14 protein-coding genes are annotated in these 25,381 nt (G+C 47.5%); 3 read left to right on the top strand and 11 right to left on the bottom strand.

What is annotated here, in order from left to right; translation table 11 throughout:
• Positions 1–28 precede the first annotated feature (28 nt).
• From ACGHVY_RS22345 to ACGHVY_RS22365, 5 genes are read right to left on the bottom strand one after another with little or no spacing between them, the layout of a single operon-like run.
• Positions 29–1,726: a fasciclin domain-containing protein gene (locus ACGHVY_RS22345; RefSeq protein ID WP_390601664.1), complete on the bottom strand. Its 1,698-nt coding sequence runs from the start codon at positions 1,724–1,726 to the stop codon at positions 29–31.
• A gap of 26 nt (positions 1,727–1,752) precedes the next feature.
• Positions 1,753–3,552, bottom strand: a complete 1,800-nt coding sequence (locus ACGHVY_RS22350) for a fasciclin domain-containing protein (protein ID WP_390601666.1) — start codon at positions 3,550–3,552, stop codon at positions 1,753–1,755.
• A gap of 24 nt (positions 3,553–3,576) precedes the next feature.
• Complete coding sequence (locus ACGHVY_RS22355; RefSeq protein ID WP_390601668.1) at positions 3,577–5,196, bottom strand: RagB/SusD family nutrient uptake outer membrane protein; 1,620 nt, start codon at positions 5,194–5,196, stop codon at positions 3,577–3,579.
• A gap of 8 nt (positions 5,197–5,204) precedes the next feature.
• Positions 5,205–8,534: a SusC/RagA family TonB-linked outer membrane protein gene (locus ACGHVY_RS22360; protein WP_390601670.1), complete on the bottom strand. Its 3,330-nt coding sequence runs from the start codon at positions 8,532–8,534 to the stop codon at positions 5,205–5,207.
• Positions 8,535–8,570: 36 nt separating this feature from the next.
• Positions 8,571–10,994 (bottom strand): fasciclin domain-containing protein, encoded by a 2,424-nt coding sequence (locus ACGHVY_RS22365; RefSeq protein ID WP_390601672.1) that lies wholly within the window; start codon positions 10,992–10,994, stop codon positions 8,571–8,573.
• A gap of 327 nt (positions 10,995–11,321) precedes the next feature.
• Between ACGHVY_RS22365 and ACGHVY_RS22370 the strand changes: the two genes are divergently transcribed.
• Both ACGHVY_RS22370 and ACGHVY_RS22375 read left to right on the top strand, forming a co-directional pair.
• A complete protein-coding gene (locus tag ACGHVY_RS22370) occupies positions 11,322–12,812 on the top strand; it encodes a glycoside hydrolase family 28 protein (protein WP_390601674.1) in 1,491 nt (496 codons plus the stop codon).
• A 20-nt stretch (positions 12,813–12,832) separates the two neighbouring features.
• Positions 12,833–14,722 (top strand): rhamnogalacturonan lyase, encoded by a 1,890-nt coding sequence (locus ACGHVY_RS22375; RefSeq protein WP_390601676.1) that lies wholly within the window; start codon positions 12,833–12,835, stop codon positions 14,720–14,722.
• 536 nt (positions 14,723–15,258) lie between these two features.
• Here the strand turns inward: ACGHVY_RS22375 and ACGHVY_RS22380 are convergent.
• The 6 genes from ACGHVY_RS22380 to ACGHVY_RS22405 all read right to left on the bottom strand — a co-directional run bounded on the left by ACGHVY_RS22380 (position 15,259) and on the right by ACGHVY_RS22405 (position 22,941).
• Positions 15,259–16,194: a GDSL-type esterase/lipase family protein gene (locus tag ACGHVY_RS22380; RefSeq protein WP_390601678.1), complete on the bottom strand. Its 936-nt coding sequence runs from the start codon at positions 16,192–16,194 to the stop codon at positions 15,259–15,261.
• Positions 16,195–16,294: 100 nt separating this feature from the next.
• Complete coding sequence (locus ACGHVY_RS22385; RefSeq protein WP_390601680.1) at positions 16,295–17,908, bottom strand: fimbrillin family protein; 1,614 nt, start codon at positions 17,906–17,908, stop codon at positions 16,295–16,297.
• A gap of 51 nt (positions 17,909–17,959) precedes the next feature.
• Positions 17,960–19,756 (bottom strand): fimbrillin family protein, encoded by a 1,797-nt coding sequence (locus ACGHVY_RS22390; RefSeq protein WP_390601682.1) that lies wholly within the window; start codon positions 19,754–19,756, stop codon positions 17,960–17,962.
• Between the two features lie 64 nt (positions 19,757–19,820).
• Positions 19,821–20,984, bottom strand: coding sequence for an IS4 family transposase (locus ACGHVY_RS22395; RefSeq protein WP_002561845.1), 1,164 nt, complete (start codon positions 20,982–20,984; stop codon positions 19,821–19,823).
• 133 nt (positions 20,985–21,117) lie between these two features.
• Positions 21,118–22,017 carry a fimbrillin family protein gene (locus ACGHVY_RS22400; RefSeq protein WP_390601684.1) on the bottom strand — a complete coding sequence of 300 codons (900 nt, stop codon included), beginning with the start codon at positions 22,015–22,017 and terminating at the stop codon, positions 21,118–21,120.
• A 48-nt stretch (positions 22,018–22,065) separates the two neighbouring features.
• Positions 22,066–22,941, bottom strand: a complete 876-nt coding sequence (locus tag ACGHVY_RS22405) for a FimB/Mfa2 family fimbrial subunit (RefSeq protein WP_390601686.1) — start codon at positions 22,939–22,941, stop codon at positions 22,066–22,068.
• 247 nt (positions 22,942–23,188) lie between these two features.
• On the opposite strand from ACGHVY_RS22405, the gene ACGHVY_RS22410 reads away from it, so the two are divergent.
• A complete protein-coding gene (locus tag ACGHVY_RS22410; protein ID WP_390601688.1) occupies positions 23,189–25,300 on the top strand; it encodes a hypothetical protein in 2,112 nt (703 codons plus the stop codon).
• The last annotated feature ends 81 nt before the right edge of the window (positions 25,301–25,381 follow it).

A 25,381-nucleotide genomic window follows, 5' to 3' on the forward strand; every position in this document is an offset into this window, starting at 1 on the left:
ATCTTTCCTTTAGTCGTTTCACTTTTCATCACTCTCCATCCGCTATACGGGGAACGAACTTGATGTAGTCAAGAAACATCATTCCTCCACGCTGGTCGGGTTTGGAATATTCATGGCAACCGGCAGTGTTACAAACCATCAGTTGCACCTGTCCCATCCTCGGTACTTCAAAATCGTAAGCGTCCGCCCCCTCTACCGGAGTGGTAGGAATCATGTAAGACCCCAGATTATATTTGCGGAGATGCACCGGAGTATTCTTATATGTCTCGTCACCGGCAATCGAATAACCAACAAAGCCACATGTTTTCCCCCAATAATTATTATCTATGGAAGAAGTGCTACCAGCCGGACGACGCAATACCGACTCACCCGGCATGGAAGCCAACAGTTTCTGACAAACCGCAAGCGTGGAAGCCGCGCTCGTTTCATCCTGATTGACATGGTTTGCCATATCATCATACGAACCCAGATAGACATCGTAAATCACAGAATTCAGTTTTACCGTATATTGCAGGTAGAAGTTGGCATCAGTATTCATGTTGCTGGTATTAAAAGTAAAGGAATACTCTGTCTTTGTAACAGGGTCTGTCTGATAACTTCTCGAAGAAACCATTACATCCTTTCCACCGCTTGCCCATGTCCGGAAACGGGTATATGTCCTTGAAGCAGCATAAGTACCCAGATAATCTTCCGCTTCCACGACTACCGTCTTCACTTTATTTTCTTTTATCTTAATATCTACCCCGTTCAGAAAACGGATAATTCCGTTGGAAGCTTTATATTCCTTGACTCCCGCCACCTCAAAAGGCACTGCTCCGGAGAAGTCGACTTCTACACCGCTCAAGGCAGTCGTCGCTCCCGGTTTGAACACCAAATCGCGAATCAGTTCATCCGTCACCAGCGAGTCCGTAAGTTCTTCCGTACTTTGGTTCATATATTTGGCATACTTTTCTTTTATGCTCTTGAAATTCGCCTGCCTTAACAGGACAAAAGTATAGGTAGAATCCTCGTTGTTGACCGGCATTTCCTCAAAGAAGTAGTTGCGCGTTGTCCAAACCGTATCATATACCGGCTGACCTTTCTCGTTCACTCCTTTTTGTATGCTCCTGTCTTTGTCCATTATCTTCGTGGTCTTGGCATACAAGCTGTCCAATTGCTCATATTCTTCGGGATACAACTCACGCAAACGCTGCAAGTATTCATCAATATTCATCAACGGCTCCACCACCTTGTCCACCACATGAAGCATCCCGTTACTGCAAAGCACGTCCGAATGTTCCGGTTCAAAAATCACTTCACCCATCTGCCTGTTTTTCCCGTTTATCATCTTCAGGCGGCTGTCCGGTTGTGAGATTGCCGTCAGGTTGAAAGTGCCGAAAGCGATGTGGTTTCTTACCATCGCCAGTTTAGCGTCTTCCGTCCATTCACCTTCCGCCAGGCTTTTCACATATCCGGCAAGTACCTCGTCGGCAGGTGCGAGAACCGTATATTCATAGGTTCCCTGCAATACCTTGTCATAGCCGGTTTCCTGCAACAAGGCATAAAATCCCGAAAGTTCCCCATTCGCCTTGACTGCTTCCAATACACTCCCCTCAAGGGTTGGCATATCTACCGCCACATGATTGTCCCATTGGTTATTACAGGCTGCAAGCAATGTTGCAGCCACCACCGCCAATGTCCATCGTATCTTATTGAATTTTCGTTTCATCACTTTTCGTTTATCCATTATTTATATTCCATATCCTTCTATTCTCATTCATACGGCCATACTTCTTCCTTACCCGGAGAGAACTCTCCTATCTCCATTCCTGTCAAATCAAGCATAGGCCATACCTGGTCTTCGGTTGTAGGGATGAACTGAATCATATCCAGCATGATACCAACAGAATCATCCTTTTCCAAATCAAACCGCAGCACGTGGCGACCGCTCGAGAATACCTTTATAACGCCCAACAAGCTACTGTTCATATAGACGTGCGGATAATACGTATATTGTTTCCATCCGAAATTAGTCTCCATAGCGGCATGGTCTACTATCCTGACACCACGTTCATCGGTCTTTTCCTTGCCATCCGCACCCTTCACATAAGAAATGGCAGAGATGCGTTTCACTGTCACAATCTTATCCAGCACCTGGTCTTCCCGTCCCTCCTGTTTAAAAGTAGATTTCAGGGTCGGACCATTCTTGTTCGCGTCCGTATGGCGATAGCATAACCACACTTTATAAGTTCCTTCAATCAATAAAGGAAGCGTGAACTCAACCGCTGTAATCAAATCGCTCTTTCTCATACGGAAAGTCAGATAATCGCCGTTTACACACTGCATCTGCTGGTTTAATACAGGCTTATTCTTATCCAGTACCTGGGCTACCGTATATGTAATGGCGGCAGTACTGGTTCCGCGACCGTATTCAATCTTGATGTCCTGTGTCAACTGCCCTCTCTCGAACTTCTTTGTCTCTTTGAGATAAGAAGCGGACGCCTTGATTTCCGGCAGCGTACATACATCGAAGTTCACACGGTAAGGAGCCCTTTCCTTGATTTCCAGCATACCGTCCACTTCCTGCAATACACCATCCGCACAAGTCCGGTCGGCATATTCGCTATCGCGTATCAGTTCTATACCCGGTTCGTATCCGGCTATGCTGTTGAAGCGGTTCAATACAATCTTTTGTCCGTCCATGACACAGGCAATCACCTGGTTCTCGACCTTTGTCATTACGGCGGAGCCGCCCATCAGGTCTACTACATATTGGCGACCGATTCCGACATGATAAGCCAGAAAGTTCCGAACCAGCAGTTCAGTGTCGTTAATACCCGGAGTGTTCTGCTTCAAGCGGGTTATCAATTCGCTTTTGTTATAGATTCCTTCCTTGTTGAATGTCTCATTGCTTTGCACATATACCGTATAGCAAGTATCAGCGGTCATCACCGAATTGAGATAGTCTTCGTATTCGGCAAACAAGTCAATAAAGAGAGAATAACGTTCCATCGGAAGGGCAGCCACCTGCTCGCGCAATGTCAGTTCGGGCTTTCTCAGTACGGCGTCTACCACGTGTAGGATACCGTTACCTAAAATCACGTCTTTCGTCAGCAGGCGTGCGTTGCGGTCTACTTCCACATATACGTTTCCGTTCTCATCGCTCTTGGTCTGCGTAGTGAGAAAGTAGTCTCGTATATTGGCTGTCGGCATCTTTCCGTCCTGAAAGCGCGATGAGGTAATCGTATCATTGATAACATGATACCCCACACATTCGTTGGCTTTTTCCTTGGAAAGCTGTTCTATATCCATGTTGTTTTCTTCCAGGTATTTCCGCACGGCGTTATCCGTCGGAGCCAGGCAAGTATAAGCTCCGTAGGCATGCAACATCCCGCGGTAGTCTGACTTATCGACAATCCGGAGAAATTCACCCATATTGTCCGCCATATATTCGTCAATCATCTGCAGTTCTGTGGTCTGATATACAGTCCCGTCAAGGGGATCCTCGCAGGCATTGAAGAAACAGAGCATCAACAAACCTGCAATCAGGTTCAATCCTATTTTGTTTTTCATGTTCATATAGATTCCTCCCATTGATTAGTTAGCATAAAATTCGTTCTGTTCCAGCAAAGGATTACTGTCTATCTCTTCGCTGTAAATAGGCAGGTAATGGCTGTTATAATTACGGTACTTTGTTTTCAGGCTGTTGACCTTGCTGGCGGGAGCGCTATATTCAGCCAATGTCATCAGATAATTCAGGTTATCACCGTCATAGTTGTTCCGTTTTGCCTGACGGAGCACGTCAAACCAGCGTTTCCCTTCAAAAATCAGTTCACGTCCGCGTTCCGCAAGTACGAACTCTTCCATCGCCTTGCCGCTATACGAGCCTTCTGTCTGTCCGATGTCCGTAGTGGGCACTGCGGCAGAACGGTCTCTTATCACTTTCACCGTCGCATATGCTTCTTTCAACAACTCCTGGTTTTCACCGTCCAGGATAGCCATCTGAGTCAATGCTTCCGCTTTCATCAGGTAGATTTCCGCCAGGCGGTAGATGATAAAGTTATTGGTATATTCTTCCTGGGCGCGTTCCGAACCGTTTGGTTCCACACCGATATATTTCCAAAGGCAAGACTTGCTCTGGCAAATCACGCTGCGAATATCAAAACACTCGCCACTATAAGCCTCATCTGCCAACGGGGGAAAGATGTCCGAATTCACACGTTCCGTCTTTACTCCGATAACGCCCCTGCCCGAACTCATCAGGCTGTAAAAAGGATTCAGGTTGTCAGTAGCAAACTGCAACTCAAAAATGCTTTCCATCGAATTTCCTTCATAATAAACCTGCCGGAACAGGGAGTTGTAAGAAGACTGGTCGGGCGCATAATAGATATCCGTCGTGCCTGCTTCCGTATTTTCCACCTCTATCTTCCGGCTTTCTACCGGAATCAGCAGCAACTGCCCCGAGCCGATAATCTCGTCACATTTGCGGTTACATTTCTCATATTCTTCCTGCCATAGATAAATATCGGCAAGCAATGCCTTGACAGCCCACATCGTAATGCGCCCCTTGTTTTGTGCGGCATCCGTAGAGCTATATTGTCCCGGCAAATAATTGCCGGCTTCCACTGCTTCCAAATCGGCGACCACCCCTGCCAGGATTTCTTTCTCGCTGCTCTTTGCCACACTCATTTGCTGTGAACCGTTCACGTAGGCTTCCCGTATAAACGGCACTTCGCCGAAAGCCCTTACCAAATAGAAGTACATCAGGCTGCGGATGGCAATGGCCTGTCCTTCGTATTCTTTCAATTGCGCTTCCGAAAAAGTGGGGTCATTCGCCTGGGCAGCAGGGGCAAACTTCAATATCGTGTTACAAATGTTGATAGTCGTATAGAAAGAAGCCCAGTCAAGATAACTATTATCGATTGAGATTTCACCGTTATAGACGCTCACGATACTGGAGTTCGTTCTTCTTCCGGTAGTAATCATATCCGCACGCCATTCGCCATAAAGGAAAAGACGTTGCACCAATGCACTCTCTGTCATAGACAAGTAAGCCCCGTTCACGACCGAACGGACATCCTCTTTCGTTTTCCAAAATTCGTCCAATGGCACACCGTCGTTAGGCATCAGGTTCAGCCAGTCCGAACAGGAAGTAGTTGCCAGTCCTTGCAAAGCCAGCAAGCCAATCATTATATATTTTGTTATTTTCTTCATCATCTTCTGTTTTAAAAAGTAACACTCATACCTAACATAGCTGTAAAGGAGCGGGGGATGCGGGAGTTATCCTCTCCCATCCTGAACGCACCGCCGGTCAGGGCTATTTCCGGATCCATGCCGGAATAGTTCGTCCACACATACAGGTTGCTTAATGTCGTCCACACCTGGCAACTTTGCAGGAAGGTCTTCTGCAACTGCTTCTTAGTAAAGGTATATTTCACCGTCAGCGTCTTGAAGCGCAGAAAAGAACCGTCTTCCACGAAACGGTCGGACCCCAGATAGTTGTAGGCATTCTTCGAACCGTACACCGCTCTCGGCAACAAGTCGCTCGGAGCCGTCGATTCATCCTCGTATGGATGCCGCCAACGACGAAGGACAGCCTTGCTTTGATTATTGTAAGATGACATGTTTTGCAGGCTCATCCCCATCTTGTTAATCACTTTGTTTCCATAACGGAAATTAAAGAACGCGCTTACACTAATGCTCTTGTACCGGATATTAGGGCCGAAGCCACCCGTCAATATCGGATTGGCATTACCTAAATAAACAACATCCTGATGGTCGATATTACCGTCGTGGTTAATATCCTCATAGATAGCGTCTCCCGCCTTGAACTGGTAGTCGATAGTGGGATAAGCGAAACGCATCTGCACCGGTGTCCGTTTGCCACTTGCATCATACGAATAAATCTTGTTACCGTTCGCGTCACGGGCAATGGTCTGGTCGTCATTCAGATAGACGCCCTTGTAACGGAAGCCGTAAATCGCACCTATCGGCTGTCCCAACTCAAAACGACGCACATACTGTCCGTTGGTTGTCAGCACGCCTTTCTGCATCGGGTACTGGTCGGGCACGTCAAGAATGGAGTTTATATTGCGCGCCAAGTTGATGTTGAAAGAAATGTTCCATGTCTTCGTACGATAAGGAACAGTATTGATTGAAAGCTCGAATCCCTTGTTTTCCATAGAGCCGGAGTTGACATCCGTCTTGGAGAAACCGGAAGTGGAAGGCAGGGACAGGTTTTGGAAATATTGGTCTTTCGAACGTTTCCGGTACACTTCCGCATCAATATTCAGACGGTTCTTGAAAGCCGCGAAGTTCAGACCAACGTTTATCTGTGTCGTGGTCTGCCATTTCAAGTTGCTCAATTCAAGGTTGGCGGGGTAAACGCCGGTTTCGCCCAAATAGGAATATTCGTAAGAGTCATAAAGGCTGATATGCGAATAGTTATTATTAGTCTTCGGTGACGAACCGTTCAGACCGTAGCTGGCACGGAGACTGAGTTCATTCAGCCATTTCTTCTTCCAAGCCTTCATAAATGGCTCGCCGGAAAGTCTCCATCGCAGGGAAACACTCGGAAACAATCCCCAACGGTTTTCTTTTCCGAATCGGGAGTTACCGTCATAACGGGCAGTCGTATTGATGATATAACGGTCGAGCAGGCTATACTGGATACTTCCCATCATACCGACAGAACGTTCTTGCTGAAGGGTAGTGGAAGAAGTCAGATAGCTGGCTCCCGTGACACGTGAGGGGATGGAAGGGTCTTTCAGATAGGGACTTGCCAAGTTACCACCCGTCAGGCGGAAGTTAGTCGAGCGCTTGTCTGAAGTGGTCAGTGCCAGTAAGCCTTGGAAACTATGCTTCTTGCCGAGGTCGGGAGTAAATACGACCTTATTCATGGTGTAGATAGTGAAGGCTTCGCCGTCACGGTCATCCGCACGGTTCACCGTCGCTTCGTTCCAAGGACGTCCCGTAGCTGTCTGAGGCAGGAAAGCGTTTTTCTTGTTATTGGAAACATTCAAGCTGAAATCCGACTGGTAGCGCATCCACGCCAACGGACGCCAAATGAGCGAGAGGTTGGACACGACATTATTAGATAATGTCTGGAAATAACCGTCCTTTGCCATTGCCACAGGGTTGTAAACGCCACCTGTCGAACTGCTCGGATTCCATTTTCCCTGCGGAGATTCTTCCGGAGTGAAAAAATTGCCCGTCCACAGTCCTATTTCGTTATATTCGTACACGCTCATATTCGGCATACGGGTAAAAGCCATGCTGGTAGCGTTCTGACCGGTAGAGAAATAAGTGATATAGTTCTTCTTGTCGTCAGTACGCGTATAGGCCATGCTAGCGGAGAATTTAAGCTGTTTCGAAATATTGTAGTCCACGTTCAGGCGGGCGTTGATACGGTCGAGCCCGGTTCCAATCACGATACTGTTGGCATTGTAGTAACCGATAGAAGCGCGATACTGCGCCTTCTCCCCACCACCGCTGATAGACGCCGTGTGGTCCTGGCTGAATCCCGTGCGGGTCACTTCATCGTACCAGTTGGTATTGGCGCCATAATTATAGAAGTAATAAGGCTGGTTGACATCATAGGCAAATTCAGGGTCGGCTGTCGGGTCATAAATTTTCCCGCTGTTCATCTGCGCTTCCTGTATCATCGTGGTGTATTCATCACCCGAAAGTGTCTCAATGCCGTGGGGACGGCTAATCACCGTGCCTTTGAACGTATAAGAAATGCGCGGTTTGCTCACTGTTCCCCGCTTGGTGGTAATCATCAATACACCGTTGGCGGCTTTCGAACCGTAAAGGGCGGTGGCTGCCGCATCCTTCAGTACCGTGATTTCCTTGATGTCGTCCGGAGCTACATTCAGCAATTGGGAATATTCTTCTTCATCTGCCGTTGCAAAGTCAAAGTCATCGTCCACAGATACGTCATACGGGAATCCGTCAACTACAATCAGCGGTTGTGAAGAACCCGTCATGGAAGTCGTACCACGGATACGTATGGACATTCCCGCTCCCGGGTCGCCCGAGCTTGCTGCAATATCCAAACCGGCAATACGTCCCTGTAAGGCGTCTTCCACGCTGGGAGCACTCATTCCGTCTTCCAGTTCGCTCATGGAAATACGGCTCATAGCTGTCGTCAGGTCACGTTCGTTAATGTCCATCATACCGTTGTTCACCCGCTTACTGGCAACAATGGTAGCGCCTTCGAGCATGACAGTCTCGTCCTGCATGACTATATTTATCGTCATCTTTCCCTTTACCGGAACAGTCGTTTTCTTCATACCGGTGTATGTAGCTACCAGATTATCTCCGGCGCGTGTCTCCACACGCATACTATAATTACCGTCCATATCGGTAATGGCATTTCCTACCACACGACCATCCTTGTTGACAAGCAATACGTGTGCACCCGGAAGAGGCATTTTATCAAATGCCGAACTCACCACACCGCGAATCACCACTTTGGTGTGCTGCGCCGACGAAAGTGCAGGCATACAACACAGTATCGTCAGAAGGATGAACTGATATACATATCTTCTCATTATCATTGTGTTTAATTAGGTAAATATTAGATTCAATTATTCTTTAGGATGGGTAGTGAAGCCAATAATGCCATCTACTGCATGTATCACCGCCAACGGCCCTACATAGTTGCTCTTACCCGATTCGCGAACCACATTGACCGGTGCATATCCTTCCACCTGGAGCCAGTCGTTTTTCTTTATATCCTGGAAACGGAAAGTCAGACTGTTATCCCCCTGTTTGGTGACCTGAACCGCCGTATTGACCGACCATAAGTCCAGTTCGCTGTCTGTCAGCTTATAGACCGTATTCAATGAGAGGCTTTCATTCTTTCCCGGTTCGATATAAGGCATTCCGTCGTCCGGCACTACCGTTCCGGTCAGGAAACAAAGTTGTATGAAGCGTTCCACCAGCGGTTTGTCTTCCGCTGCAAAAGCGTCGCTGCCGGCGGGCAAAGCAGGAAGAAGGTCGGAACCTACCGCATTCCTTATCGCTTCGTCCGTAGGAATCAGGATGGTATAATTCGTGCTCTCACGGATAAAAGAGGGAGAAGTCCCACCATAGATTCTATCCATATATTGCTTGAACAGGCGGCAGTCAGCATTTTCTTCCGCATAAGCGGTGATACGGTCATACAGTTTCGGTGAGACAAAGGCGGTTGTGCCGCTGCCGGTATTGCGCGGGCTGTATTCTATCATCGTACCGTTTGTAATGCGAAAAACGTGACCGTTGATATAGTCGAAATCCACTTCTTCCACTTCTACTTCCGTACCGTCGAGGATATTGCCCAATCCTTGGAGTTTGTTATCCTTGAAACGTATGATATCCCCGTAAATATTGACTGCGTAACCATATCCGTCGTAAGGCAGTTGGGAGAAACCGGAGAAGTTGTCCAGTTCTGTCACTCCTTTCGTGCGCTTGAATACACAGGAACGGAGCAGTCGTTTCATACGATCTTCCGCGTCAGCGGAGCTAGCCAGGTTCTCATTGAGGAACTTTTTATTGACTTCGTCATAAGAGAATCCGTCCGCTTTCAGCAATTCATCCGAAGGAAGTACCATGATATAATCCATTTCCTTGTCGCCTGTGAGTTTGCTCTTCGTCAGTTCCGGTATCCAGTCGTTGACAAAAAACTTCTCCCAAGCCATGTTTGCCAATGTGCGGCAGTCCTTATTCAGCAGGATTTCGGAATAAACGGTGGTGAAATACTTGCTTTGCACCACTTCTTTCGTATCATACAACACGCCGTTGCTGGCAAAGCTACTCTTTGTCACGCAAGCGTCGAAACCCGGGCCGTCCTTTCCTTCGCCGTTCAGGAATTCTTCGTTGGAGTTTTGTTCCGAAGCAAAATGGGAAGGCCATACTATGCGCGGAACCATATGGGCTTTCAGGAAGTAAGTCAGCGCCGTCAACGACAGTTCGGAAAGGTCGCCCACTTCGGCACGTTCGCGCAACATGGCGGCAAATCGTTCCACCGATTCGTTGGAAGGGACAATCAGCGTATATCCCTGCTGTTCCGTCGTAGCTGTTTCCGTCCCTTTATAATCTTCATTATTCAATAAGTAAGGCAAGTTCTGGTAGGTTTTGCAATAAACGGCGGAGATATTGCGCTCAGGGTAAAGTTTCTTATAGACTTCGGTCGTATTCTCTCCCAGCAAGTAAGAGACAAAGAGATAAGAACTTCCCACTTTGGTTTCCAATATTTTGCGGAATGACTCATGCTCTTCAGTTTGCAACATCTCGTCCAAATTATCCAATGGCAGGTTCACTGCATCCACTTCATGGATTATTCCGTTCTCGGCATACATGTCCTTGTTCACTACACTTCCGGCAGCTGCATTCAGCCCTGAATAAGCCGTGCCCGAAAAAAATTTCTCATAATCCACAGCGTTCAGCGTATTGCCCGTAAAATAAGATTCGGTAAAAATCGGCAGGTATTTATAAGGAGTGACAACGGCCGTCACATCGGCAGGGCTGTCCACTACCCATTGTTCCACTCCGTCGATAGTCTCCTTATAGAGTGTCTTATAATAGGAAGAACGTTTCTTGATAGAAGTTCCGGTTTCCCAGACACTGCTGTTCAGTACATCTCCCAGGCGGGCTGTCTCGAAGCGGTTGAATACCATCGAATAGGCGACAATCTGCGTAAGCACCTCTACGGGGACTTTGTCGACAGAAGCATAACTGTGCTCAGAAAGGAATCTGCGGAAAGCGTCATCGTTCGGAGCAAATACCGTATAATTGCCCGCTCCCTTGAGGATGGAGCTATACAATGTCTTATCCGCCGCCTGCAAATACAGGGAGAAATTGCCTTTTCCCGCCAGTACATCATAAATAGGCGGTTCCAACCACGAAGGACGTTCATATTGTTCTTCCGTATCGGTACAACCTGTCGGCAACAACAGCATCAACAAGACCAGGCTGCAAGTTCCCAACCGGCCGAAACGCTTTTTGCATAAATCAAACAACGTGTGTATCATAGTCTTCAAATTAAAAATAGAGTTATCTACAAGATTTTATTATACGGCAAAGATAGGACTGCATATCCCTGCCAGGAATGGACATCCGTACTTTTGTATGGACTATCCATGTACCCCACTCAGAAGGTGTTCAGACAGCGGATGGCAGATAAGTATGGACTTTTTATGTGATTCATGGACTTTCTGTTACCCGCAGTCAATATATAAGAAATTGTCCATGCTTTCGTACACCACTCCATTCGCCTCTCCGATAAAAGGCGCTAATTTAGTCGAAAAAATAACAAAGGCAATATTTCTTATAAATCTTAATCACCTAAAGTTTATCAAATGAGAATAAACAGCATTCTTATTCCCCTTCTGACCGGTGCACTCCTGGCGTCCTGCAACCCCGGCAAACAGGCACACGACACTTACGACTGGGGAAAACTGCCGCAGCAACCGGACTTGAGCTGGGCAGACAGCGTGGGAAGCAGGCAGCAGCCGGACAGGAAAATCTTCTCCGCCAACGCTTTCGACGCAGTAGCGGACAGCACCCGGCTTAGTACGGAAGCTATCCAAAAAGCGATTGACGATTGTTCCGCCGCAGGGGGCGGAACCGTGACACTGGCTCCCGGATATTATCTGGTGGGGGCGTTGTTCATCAAAAGCGGCGTCAACCTACAATTGGACAAAGGAGTGACTTTGCTCGCTTCGACCGATATTAATAACTATCCCGAATTCCGTTCCCGGATTGCCGGAATCGAGATGATATGGCCGTCGGCTGTGCTCAATGTCGTCAAACAAAAGAATGTGTCTGTCAGTGGCGAGGGAGTCATCGACTGCCGCGGAAAGAAATTTTGGGAACAGTACTGGAGCATGCGCAAGGAATACGAATCAAAAGGGCTACGCTGGGCTGTGGACTACGACTGTAAGCGTGTGCGCGGCATACTGGTGGAACGGAGCACGGACGTCACCTTAAAGGATTTTACTCTGATGCGTACCGGATTTTGGGCTTGTCAGATTCTCTACTCCGACTATTGCAGTATCAACGGGCTCACCATCGACAACAATATCGGCGGGCGGGGGCCGAGCACCGACGGCGTGGACATCGACTCGTCCTCGAACATACTGATAGAGAACTGCCTGATTGACTGCAACGATGATAATATCTGCCTGAAATCGGGCAGGGACACGGACGGATTGCGCGTCAACCGACCGACGGAGAATGTAGTCATACGCAATTGCACCACTCGCAAGGGGGCGGGACTCATCACCTGCGGAAGCGAAACTTCCGGTGGCATACGGAATATACTGGGACACGACCTCAACGCCCAGGGAACTTGGGCAGTGTTGCGTCTAAAAAGTGCCATGAACCGTGGGGGAACCATAGAGAATATCTATCTCACCCGTGTGAAAGCCGACAGCGTGCGCAATGTCCTTGCCGCCGACTTGAACTGGAATCCGCAATACAGTTACAGTACGCTGCCCGAAGAGTATTACCACAAGGAGATTCCCGAACACTGGAAAATACTGCTCACGCCGGTAGCCCCGGAAGAAAAGGGGTACCCCCGGTTTCGCAACGTGTATCTATCGCATATCAAAGCGACGAATGTCAGGGAGTTTATCTCGGCTTCGGGCTGGAATGACACGCTGCGACTGGAGAATTTCTTCCTGTATGCCATTGAAGCACAGGCACAGAAGGCGGGACGAATCCGGTATAGCAGGAACTTCAACCTGGCGGAAATCATGCTGGATACCAAGGATAAAACGACTATCGTATCCGAAAACAACGACAAATGCAATATTCATCTTAAAAGCGTTCCTTCGGGAAACTTATAGGAACTAAAAGATTAAATGATATGAGAAGATGTATTTACTGGTTGATTGGCGTACTATCATCCGTCATGGCGGTGAGCGCCCAACCCAACTATAATTATTCGAAACTGCAACGGGAGAAACTCGGGCGCGGTGTAGTAGCCATCCGTGAAAACCCGTCGACAGTAGCCGTCTCATGGCGGTATCTCTCTTCCGACCCGATGGAAACAGCCTTCAACGTATATCGCAACGGGAAGAAGCTGACTGCACAGCCGGTAGCCACGGGGACTTTGTTCCGTGACGAAAACAGCAGTCAGGAGACAGCGGCATACGAAGTGCGCCCCGTATTGAAAGGAAAGGAGACGCATCACATTGACGGTAAATATACGCTCCCCGCCAACGCTCCTCTCGGCTATCTGCAAATTCCTCTGCAGAAACCGGCGGACGGAGTGACTCCGGCAGGCGATACTTATACGTATATCGCAAATGACGCTTCTATCGGAGACGTAGACGGTGACGGCGAGTATGAGATTATCCTAAAATGGGAACCGAGCAATGCCAAAGACAATTCGCACGACGGATATACGGGTGAGGTTTTATTCGACTGTTACCGGATGAACGGTGAGCATCTATGGCGCATCAACTTAGGCAGGAATATCCGTGCCGGAGCTCATTACACGCAGTTTATGGTGTACGACCTGGATGGCGACGGCAAGGCGGAAGTGGTCATGCGCACTTCGGACGGAACCGTAGATGGTAAAGGGAAAGTAATTGGAAACGCCAAGGCGGACTATCGCGAGCCGGGAGTATTCGACAAGAAGAAGAAGAACAAACTCACCCGTCAGGGACGCATCTTGGAAGGCAACGAATATCTGACTGTATTTTCCGGTCTTACCGGTGAAGCGCTTTACACCACCGATTATATCCCTGCACGCGGAAATCCCAAAGACTGGGGCGACACACGTGCCAACCGCAGCGACCGCTTTCTTGCCTGCATCGCTTATCTGGATGGTGTGCGTCCCAGTGTAGTGATGTGCCGCGGCTACTACACCCGCATCGTACTGGCCGCCTTCAACTGGGACGGAAAGAAACTGAAAAAACATTGGGTATTCGACACCAACACGCCCGGAAACGAGGATTACGCCAAACAAGGAAACCATAATCTCCGTGTAGGAGACGTGGACGGCGACGGATGTGACGAAATCATCTACGGTTCGTGCACTATCGACCATAACGGCAAAGGACTTTATTCTACCAAGCTCGGTCATGGCGACGCCATCCAACTGACTCAGATAGACCCTACCCGTAAAGGTCTGCAAGTGTGGGCGTGTCACGAGAACAAACGTGACGGAAGTACTTACCGGGATGCCGCCACAGGAGAAATTCTACTGCAACTGAAGAGTACACGGGATATAGGCCGTTGCATGGCCACCGACATCGACCCGACGAATCCGGGGTTGGAATTATGGTCGCCGGGAACGGGTGGCATCATCAACTTCAAAGGTGAACTGCTTGCTCCGAAAACCAAGAACTTCCCCGTCAACATGGCTGTTTGGTGGAATGGTGACTTATTACGGGAAGTACTGGACAAAACGCGCATCAGCAAATATGACTGGGAACAGAAACGTTTCATCCCACTTGTCGAATTTGAAGGGGTAGCTTCCAACAACAGTTCGAAAGCCACTCCTTGCCTGCAAGGGGATATTATTGGGGACTGGCGCGAGGAAATCCTTTTTCGCTCCGAGGACAATACTTCCCTGCGACTGTATCTTTCGACGATTCCGACAGAATATCGTTTCCACACGTTCCTGGAAGACCCGATATACAGAATCAGTATCGCTACACAGAACGTCGGGTATAACCAGCCCACGCAACCCGGATTCTATTTCGGGGCGGACTTGAAAGGGACTTTCAGAGGGTACAGGTTCAAATAATATCAACTGTATAGGGAAGTTGGAATATCCAGCAAACAAAACCTTTGCCTCATTACCGGAAACAATCAGTTTCAAGGCACGAAACAACTAGTACCAAGGCTGGAAACTCTAGTTTCTGCGGCTTGGAACTAAAGTTTCTATTACTTGAAACTAATTGTTTCACCGTATGAAACCAATAGTTTCACTATAGGAAACACTTTGTTTCACCGAATGAAACAAAAATCGTCCCTAATTGTCCGCTTCCGTTTGCTATAGACTTATTCTAAATTAGGCGGTGATAGGTGATAGATGAGGTGACAGGTTAGCAGCAACCTATCACCGTTCTGAAAGTACGATGAATAAAGGGTTTGGCAAAACAGGTGATAGGTTGAAAGAGGATTTTCATTTTTTTATTTGTGAGAAGACACAAAAACGGCTCATGTTTTCAAGACATGAGCCGCTTCTGTGTTGTGATAAAAATTATAGTTTCTCTATTTCTTCTTTCGAAAGTCCGGTAGATTCGACTTAAAATCATTAGTCATATCCATTTCTTTCAATTAAAGTGATGGAGTTCCGTAAGTCACACCCTCGTCTTCCGTTATCTGAATCAACTTGTTCTTTATTTCGGGTTTAGCCCCATATTGTCCTGTACGTACAAGCAATTTGCACTTCTTCTTCGCAGGAATCACTTTTAACGCCTCATCCAGAGAGAAGAAATCACCGCTTCCGTCCGCAGCCACTACATAATCAAAGTGACGGATATATTTCCCTAGTTCGGGAATCTTCTTGCCGACCGCATCAATCGCCATTCCGGCAAATACACGGGAACCTTTGATATTCAGATGCGTATCGTCTTTCTTACCCGCCCACATATACAGTTCTTTTGATTTTTCCGGTCCCATCTGCTGCACCAGATCATGAGTCATCTTGTTCATATCAATAAAGACCACGTTCAACTCTTCAGCCACCCGCTTGGGAGAAAGAAGATAGTCACCATGCGTATCGGACAGCGAATCAGTAAAATTTCCCGCTTCATCCTGACAGAACTTACGACGGACGATAGCATTGAAAAGAACAGGAATACCGCCTTTGGCACGGGTTTCATTCACAAACTTGCGAAGATTGTCGTCGAATGTGCCGCCCGGCTCGGTATAAAGTTTCGGATTATCTTTCTTTTCGTCATTATGACCGAATTGGATAAATACATAATCGCCCGGTTTTATTTGACTGACTACACGCGTCCATCTTTTTTCGTCAATAAAACTTTTCGTGCTGCGTCCACTGGCTGCATGATTGGCAACGACCACTTTATCAGAGGGAAAAAAGCTACCCAGCATCATTCCCCAGCCACGTTCTTTGTTTCGCGGACTCTTCGCGAGATTCCGATTGGCCATGGTTGAGTCACCGACCATATAGATGGTTACCGGAGAGTTGTCTATAATGGCGGAAGTGAAAAGTATAAGAGCCGCCAGGAAAAAGAGTTTCATTTTCATAATCTTGATTCATTTAAGTGTGATAGAGTTCTCATGCGAAATACCTTTCGAGGTATCCCGGCATGAGAACTAACATCAAATATATAATTTTTTGTGGTTTTTAGAACGAGAGTACACAACGAACCCTGCGATTACTGTTACTTGTTTTAGTAGCACCGGTAGTTGTAACGGACGTAGCGGTTAAAGATACGGAATGTGCATAAACCAGTCCCTTATTATTCCTATTATGTTCCGAACTCGACCAGTAATTTTTCGCGCTTTCAAATTCCTCTGCCGAAGAGGACGCAGCTTTCAAGCGAGTATTCAGAGTTTCCAGAGTTGATTCCCCATCTAAGGTTATCGCAATATTGCTGGATACCGTTTCATTTTCTTTCAAGGCAGCCAGACCTTCCGCTGCTCCCAGGTTTTCAAAAATATCCCACCACTGACCTATGCTTGGCAAATACCAGCCGCTAGTACCCGCCGGCGCTTTGTATTGTGCCGTTGCCGCCGTCTCTCCATATTGGGTGACCTGATAGAAAGTTCCGTTCACATCCTGAAAAGTACCTTCACTTCCATAGGTATCCACCATATACTTTGTTTTCGCATAGCCTTCTATCTCTTCATACATTCCTTTATAAGTAGATGCATGCTCCGCAAACGGGGAGTTTTCCCCACTTCCTTCAGTGGCAGCCTTTCCCCATTTAGTGTCTTTGGCTGCATTGGTCAGTGCCATGACATAGCCGTGTGTCCACCCTTGTGCTGTTTCATCGGCGCTTATGCGTTCCGCACTCGCCTGAAATACGATTCCGATACAGTTTTCCGGCACACTTGGCGCATCTCCGGGAAGCACTGTTCCGTCGCTCATATAATAATCACCCACTTGAATGTCACGGCTGCCCGGCGGTTCTACACCCTCATCAAGGGTACAGGAAAGATAGTGTTGCGCAACCGCATCGGATGCCGCCACTGCAATGTCGAACTTCCGTGTACCGATATAATAAGGATAACTACCTTTCAGTGAGAAATCCGCACCCGGCTTTACAAGGTAACGCAGGATTCTGTCATCCGAAGTCTGATAAGGCGTCCTTCCTTCTTCCCATGAGAAAGCAGGCGCTCCCAAAGCGGCAGTCGCCGGATGGTATTTCACTTTACCGTCTTTGGTCGTAGCACATTTACCGAGCGGGGCTTCGATTACGACCAATGTCATCTGATGTTCGAGGTTGACATTCAAGGTAGTTCCCGATACCAGTCCTTCCCCTTTCATCAAGTCGCTTTTCGTATAGTCCTCATAAGTAGCCTGATTCGGGCGGGGCTCGAATGAAGCGATATAGTTCTCCAATTCTTCCCAGCTTTCAATCGGAATATAAGGATAATAGACAATATATTCATCCCCCTGCTTATGCGACAATGGGACGCCTGTCCAATTCCCTTCGCCATCAAGGGTGAAGCGATAGTTCTTATACACCGCTTCTCCCCCACTACCAGACAGCGGCGTTATCTGAAGGACACCAATCTCATCACCGGAAGTAAACCGGGTAGTGTATCCTTCTTCCGCGATACGCGTTTCAACGGCATCCGCAGATACATAGTTGCTTGAAGTGACTTTAAGGGTTAAAGGTTGTCCCCCTTCCGGCAAAGTAGCAAAAGCGTCCTCTTCATTGGAGCAGCCGGATAAAGCTGTCAACAGAAAGAGCGGAGCTACCAAAGTAAATAACTTATATAGTCTCATCATATTATTCTCATTTTTGTTTTTTCATACATGGTATATGTCTCAATAAAGTTTCTAAAAAGCCAGGATGCAACGGACATTAGTAGAAGGATTATCCTTATTATTATCGCCTATACGCAAAGAATATTTCTTACTGGAGCCGTCAAAAAGAACACGACGGGCAACACCGCTACTCTTTTCCGAACTCGACCAATAGTGAATATCCGCCTTAAAAGGAGTTACAGTCTGTCCGGTGGCGTTCATCCGCTCGTTCATCCGCTCTATGGCAACTTGAGAGACTCCATTTTTGAGTTCGACAATGGTTCCGGTATTATTTCTTAACGTTAACAAACCGTTCACATCACCCAGATTTTCCAGGATGTCCCACCACTGGCCGATAGCAGGCAGATACCAGCCGGAAGTCGTACCAGCAGCAGGTGCGGCATATTGTCCGCCGGCATCCGTTCCATAAACTTCCGAATAATAGAAAACATCATAAAGCGTACCATCCGCATTTTCCACTCCTGCAAGTTTCTGCTCCGCGATATATACTTTTTTGCCATATCCGTCAATATCACCGTACATATCGGAATTTGTTGCCACATTCGGGAAATAATTAATTCCTTCGGTTATTTCTTCCGTATTCTCATCTATGGTCTTATCGCCCCAGGTACATTTTTCGACAGCGTCAGTCAGAGCCATCACATAGCCGTGCGTCCATCCTTTTGACTTTTCCAATGCACTGATTCGTTTCGGTTCCGTCTGAAAAACAATGCCGATACATACTCTGCCGTCCGCAAAGTCGGCAGGGCTTTGTTCGGGGGTTACCCATTCCTTTTCACCCGTTGCATGATTCACCATACGCAAGCCACCGTCACTTACCGTCCAACCGGTACCATCGGCCGTACGATAAAAGAAATCACCGGGTTTCAGTTCGTCCGCCGTATAATAAGTGCTGCTGGCGACAGACTGTTCTTTTCCTTCCGTCCATGCAGGGCCGGAAACGGCAAGGGTTACTTCAATCTCATTTCTATGAGTTATCTCAATATTGTAGACATACAGATAACCGGCTTTCAGGTTTGCGTCATCTTCCGCCGGGATATAATAAGCCTCGACATCGTCCACTACTACCTTGATAAACTGCTTTCCCCGCATCTGTTGCGGTACTAGCAGGGCTTGCACTGTCTGCAGATAACCGTCCGTGACATCATCCGCTTCCAGTCTTTGAGGAAAAATAGTCTCTTCACCGGAAGTTTGTGCCACCTCTCCCGTAGCCATATTGATTTCACCGGAAGCCAGTGACATATTGACGAAAGTAACTTCCGCATTCTTCACTGTTTCGGGGTTTTCCACACCTTCACCGGCTTTCAGGTTCAGTTTCACTTTGGCGGGCAGGTGATAAAAGTCAAGTGCCGGTTGTTGGTCTGAAAAAGTAAAAGTGCCTTTCGCTCTTAGGAAATCACTGTTTTGAAAACCATTGTCCCGGCTTTGGTCTTGCTGTACCGAAAATGAAGCGGGTAAAACTTCTGTACCGCTGCAAGGAAACCAAGCCAGCACATCAACCGCCGTTGTCTTACTTTCCCAATAAAAAGGTTCGTCATCCGTCGTCAAAGCTCCGTAGGTGTCCGCCTTATACAATTTTATTTCTTCACCGACTTGTACGCCCACTTCTTCCGTCCCGCTCCACGTTCCCGCAGAGGTAGTCCGTGACATCGGCTGGTTAAGGACTTGTCCCACAAACATCATCGGAGATTTGTCGCCAATCGAACCGGACACTTCTTTCTCATCAGAAGCGCAGGATATCAGCACATTGCCCGCCGCCATAGCAAGCAGCCAGGCAAACATCCGTAGTTTTCTACTATCTGGTTTCATAATTATCAGACTCATTAACAGTTAGAATCACTAGTGTCCCGTTAAAATCGGGACGAGTTATTAATTAATCAAATAATCCCGGAATAAGGGGATTAAATTGTTCTTTGACATCATTGAAATTAGTCTTATTAAACAGCTCTTGTAAAGGCGTTTTATCTGTTAATGAGATGCTAAGAATCTGCAAGACCTCATAAGTTGAACGATTCAGTTGCATATCATATTGGACAATAGCTACTAAACAATAGGTGATGATAGCAACACTAATCTGTATTCGAACCGCATTCTCGGTAGTACCCCAGAACCTTTTTATCTTAAGGTGTTGTTTCAGCCATTTGAAGAAAAGTTCCACGAACCATCTTTTCTTATAAAGATTGGCAACATCAAGTGCAGATATGTGTTTGGCATTCGTCAGGAATGTGAATTCACGATCATCCTCTTCATCATAGAAACGGATGACTCTGAATGATTCAGGATACTTCTTTTCAGAAGTGTACCCTATCAGTTTCACTTCCGCATCTGAAAGGATATTCTTCGGCATTCTACGCTTCCATTTACAGAACTTGCATTTCAGATTAGACTTCGCTCTGACTACAAAGAAAGAACCTGTAAGATGAATCCGATAAAGTTCTTTAAACGAGTCATACGCTCTGTCAAATATATAATAAGCATTTGGCTCATAATTAATTGCGGACATTTCTGTTGAATCATGCCTGGATGCTGTAGTTACTGTATAAAAGGCTGGAAGTTGTGCTTCTATGTCATAAAGGACATGAGCCTTAACTCCACCTTTTTTCTTACGGAACTTCGCCCAAGGGAATGTAGCCAAACATAAAGGAATCGTAGTGGAATCAAACGCATACTTCCTTCCTGGAATATCCAAGATGTGAGTCGATCGTTTTTCACATGCTTCCTTCATCATATAGAAAGCAAAATCTTCGAAGATTCTGTAATCCCGATTCTGATTGGCAGATGCAAGCGTAGTTTTGGCAATGGGCTCACGACCCAATCCCAAATGATAACGCTTTCCTTGATGTGCTTCCAAAGCTACAATCAAGTCACGAAGACTTTCACGATTACTGAGTTGACCGAACATCATTGCAAGTAACTGACTCCAGCAAGTGAAATGTTTCACATAACGATTGCCATCATACTTGTCTACAAGTCTTCTGAACTTATCATTGTTCAAGAATTCTACTAACTGAGCGAAAACATATTTATCTTGGTTCATTTGAGGTCACCTTAATTGACCTCAAAGGTATGATTTCAAATCGTCGCGCCTAAAAAGTAGTATCTAATAGACTATATTTCAATTATTTCAAAGAACTATTTATCCACTTTTACGGGACAGTAATGAGTTAGAATTATATATTTATATTCACATCCTTATCTCCGGGAGTTTCGTCCCATCCGTGGATGGCGGAAGAAGAAACGGTAAGTTGTTCACGGTTTACCGTAACATTATATTCGTACACCTTGCCCAGTGTCAAAGCCAGGTCGGGAGATTCCTTGCCTGTCAGAATTGCCCCCTCGTAGACAGTTCCGTCCTCTTGGATAAATGACAACGCGACACCACCGAATACGGTTTCCGGCAGAAGGACAAACGAATAGGTATTCCCTTCCGGCACAATCGTGGTTCCGGCAACAAATTCCAGTCCTTCACCTTCTCCCGCACTGATTTCAGCATTACCGGTGAGAGTATTGAACGTACCGGTGGCATGCAGGGAAGCAAGACGGATAGTACCGTTGCCAAAGTCCGTATCCTCTGCAAAGCCGCTACCCGGCAAGAAGTTCAATACCACTTTGCACATCTTATGCCTGAACTGAAAGTCCAGGAGCGGAGCCGCTTCCGAACCCTCGGCGGTAGCATATAAATAATCGAAGTTTTTACTTTCATTCTGGTCGCTTACGTTTATCGCCAGTTCGCCGCCCGCTTCGTTGAAAGGATGATAGGCGGAAAACTCCACTGTCTCCTTACCTATATAATAGATAACCTCTCCCGCAGGAACGAAAGACGAACCTTTGGAAAAGTCATATTGCTTGTTCGTATATTCCACATTTCCGCTTTTCCCGGATATGCCGATTGCATCGCCGGTCTCCCACACATCATTCGCAACGCGGCTGAGCAGCCCGTTCGTATTGACAGTTCCCCATACACTGGCAGCCACCGGAAACTGTCCGGTAGTCTCTTCCGCCTCTTGCAGGTTATTACATGCGGTCAATATCACAAGCGATACTGCCGTCAAAAGAAATCTGTTTCTCATGGTTTTATATTTTTTCAGACTATTATTAAAAGGTAGCTCTCCGGCCGCTTAATGAAGTTCGACATCATGCGGCCCGTCCTCAAATTCCGGTTCCCATGGAAGAATATTTCCTGAACCATCAATCCCGCCGGGAAGTTCAAGCGGCGCTTTCAAAGCAAGCGGTGCAATGTCGTTTCCAAAATATTTCAGCGCTTCTGTCAAGTCGCTCTTGAGCTCGTAGTGTCTCCCTTTGGATAAATCCAGTTGGAGAGTGAGTTCCTGGTTTCCTTCCGCCACGACACCTAATATATAAATGGTGACAGAATAAAGTCCGGCAGGCTGTTTCTTAAAGACAAGTTCAATATCCTTTGGCGCAGACAACTCTTCCGTGGCAAAGTTGAAAGAGGAAGCAATACCGGATAAAGTCGCTTCCAGTTCTGTTTCTTCAATCTGTGCAGGGTCACCGCCTTGGGGAACTAAAGACAATGTCAGTTTCCGGACACGCTGTTTCATTTTCAGGGAAGCCTTCACAGTCTTGCCGGATTCCACCGCTACCGATTTGATACGGGTATTGGAGAAAAGATAACCCGGTTGTTGAAGCGTCCCGTCTTCATGAAGCACTACGGTGGCGGTAAGGTTATCCACAGTCATATTTGCAGGGGTGTTGTAGGCAGCCAGCGCATACGTCCCTGCGTCCAGTAAAGATTGGAAAGTGGCGGTTCGGTTGTCCATCAACTGTTCGCCGACACCGGCAATGGCAAGGGTATAGCTGCCGGGGAGTTCCGCATCTTCCGAATAGTCGTCCCAGTTTGCCGTAATTTCCACGCTGCCTTGTCCGGTGACGACATCATCAGACTCATTATCCGAGCAGGAAGTCTGAAGCAACGCAACTGCCGGCATCAAGAGCAAGAAAGCATACGCAATCTTCAATTTACGAGTTTCCATAATAGTATTATTTTAATAGTTCAAATTTCGCGATGTATAGAGATTCACTCATCAACGTATGGCAAATGTAAGCAGAGAATAAATGCCGGGGAATGGACATACGTACACAAACCAGCACAGATTATCAAATTCGCCCCGGATAAAAAACAGCGCGGGCAAATAATCCATGCAAACGTACAACTGTCTATGTCACGGATAGCGGACTCTCCTCATCTTTGTAATCGAACGTTAACCAAATGTATTGACCATGAAACATTTACGCCATTTATCAATTATCGGAATCCTGCTTCTTATTGTCGCCTGTGGGGATGAGCAAATACAGCCGCCGGGAGAAAACGGCACGAATACCGACCCTAAGGAAGAACCTGGCAAAGAGATTATCATAGGGGAACGCAACATGTGGGTGAGCTACGACCCTACCCCGAGAGGTACGTTGAACCATACTTCCGGCTATTCACATGCACTGGTCAGTTGGCGCCTGCTCCCCACCGACCCCACTAACATAGCATTTGACATTTATAAAAGTGAAGACAACGGGCAGGAGACCAAATTGAACGAAACTCCCGTCACGAATTCCACCTGCTGGGCGGACAAGACCATCAACGCCCGGACAACCAGTGTATATCGCGTCACTGTCGCCGGCTCGGAGCAGACGCTTTGCGAATATACATTCACACCACAAATAGCGGAAACGTTCTACCGTGCCATCCGGCTGAACACCCATGTGCCCGACCCGGCTCTGACTTATGCTGCCAATGACGCACAGGTAGGCGACCTCGACGGTGACGGTGTCATGGAAATCATACTCAAACGCCAGCCTTATGACGGAGCCAACCAGGGCGGGTGGCGTGAAGGCACCACTTTGCTCGAAGCCTACAAGCTCGACGGCACTTTCCTCTGGCAGATAGATATGGGTATCAATATCCGTTCCGGTTCACATTACACCTCTTTTATCGTATGCGACTTCGATGGTGACGGAAAATGCGAGATAGCTTTCCGAAGTTCCGAAGGAACCCGATTCGCCAACGGAGACAAAATCACGGATGCCAACGGAAACGTAAACGACTACCGACAGAAAGACCCTTCGGGAAAAGGCTGGTACTCCGGGAAGTCATTACATTCCACCTGCGGCCTAATCTTCGACGGGCCGGAATACATATCCATCGTCAACGGACAGGGAATAGAGGTAGGTCGCACCAACAATATCCCCCGCGGCGGTGAAGGCAGCAACTACGAGCGTGCCAAATACTGGCACAACTATTGGGGAGACGACTACGGCAACCGCATGGACCGTTTCTTTATCGGAGCCGCCTACCTGGACGGCATCCCCGAAAATGGAATCAAGAAAGCGAATCCGAGCGTCATCATCACCCGCGGCATATACAGGAACTGGCAAGTGTGGGCACTGGACTTCAACGGTTCTTCCCTGCTCCCCCGCTGGAAATTCAATACGAACGACAAAGGATGCGAATCGTACAGGGATATGGGCTCGCATACATTCAGGGTGGCAGACCTCAACGGCGACGGTTATGACGAAATCCTCTACGGCTCGGCAGCTATCGCACGCAACGGGAAAGGGCTTTACTGCACGGGAAACGGTCATGGAGACGCGCTTCATGTCGGCAAGTTCATCCCCGACCGTCCGGGCTTGCAAGTGGTGGCATGTTTTGAAAACCCAAACAAATATATCAATAACGGATTCGGCTACGGTTGTGCCGTATTCGATGCGGCAACAGGGAAGTATATCACCGGACACGCCGGTGGAACAAGTTCCGGCAGTGGTGATGACAACGCCGATGAAGAGGATGAGGACAAAGACCCGCCGGGAGATGTAGGCAGATGCCTCGTGGCGGACATTATCCCGGACAGTCCCGGACATGAATACTGGTCGTCCGAAGCCAGCGGAGTGTACAGTTGCCAGACCGGGCAGTTACTCAGCACGACTTTGCCTTCTGCCAAAACCGGCTCCAAAAGCTATAACAACGCTATCTTTTGGACAGGTGACTTGACCCGCCAGATGCTGGACGATGTAATGGTGCACAGCTACACGAAATCCGCCCCGTGGGATAAATCGCGGGTAATCACCTTCACCTATTACGGTGGCGGAGTCTACTCCAACAACTCCACAAAGGCGAATCCCTGTTATTACGGTGATTTCCTGGGCGACTACCGGGAAGAGGTCATCTACCGGAGCAAGGACGGGGAATACATTTACCTGTTCTCAAGCAACCACCCCACGGAACACCGGTTTGTACATCTGATGAACGACCATACATATGATATGTCTCAAGCCATGCAGAATGTCGGCTACAATCAGCCCACACATATGGGATATTATATAGGTGCGGACAGCAAATAACACAATTAATCCATATTTTCACTTGCTTATCCATTCGATAGGAATAAAAAACGCACTATTTTAGCAGCGTAAAACGAGCAA

Source organism: Bacteroides sp. f07, from assembly GCF_042854785.1.
Classification (GTDB): Bacteria; Bacteroidota; Bacteroidia; order Bacteroidales; family Bacteroidaceae; genus Bacteroides.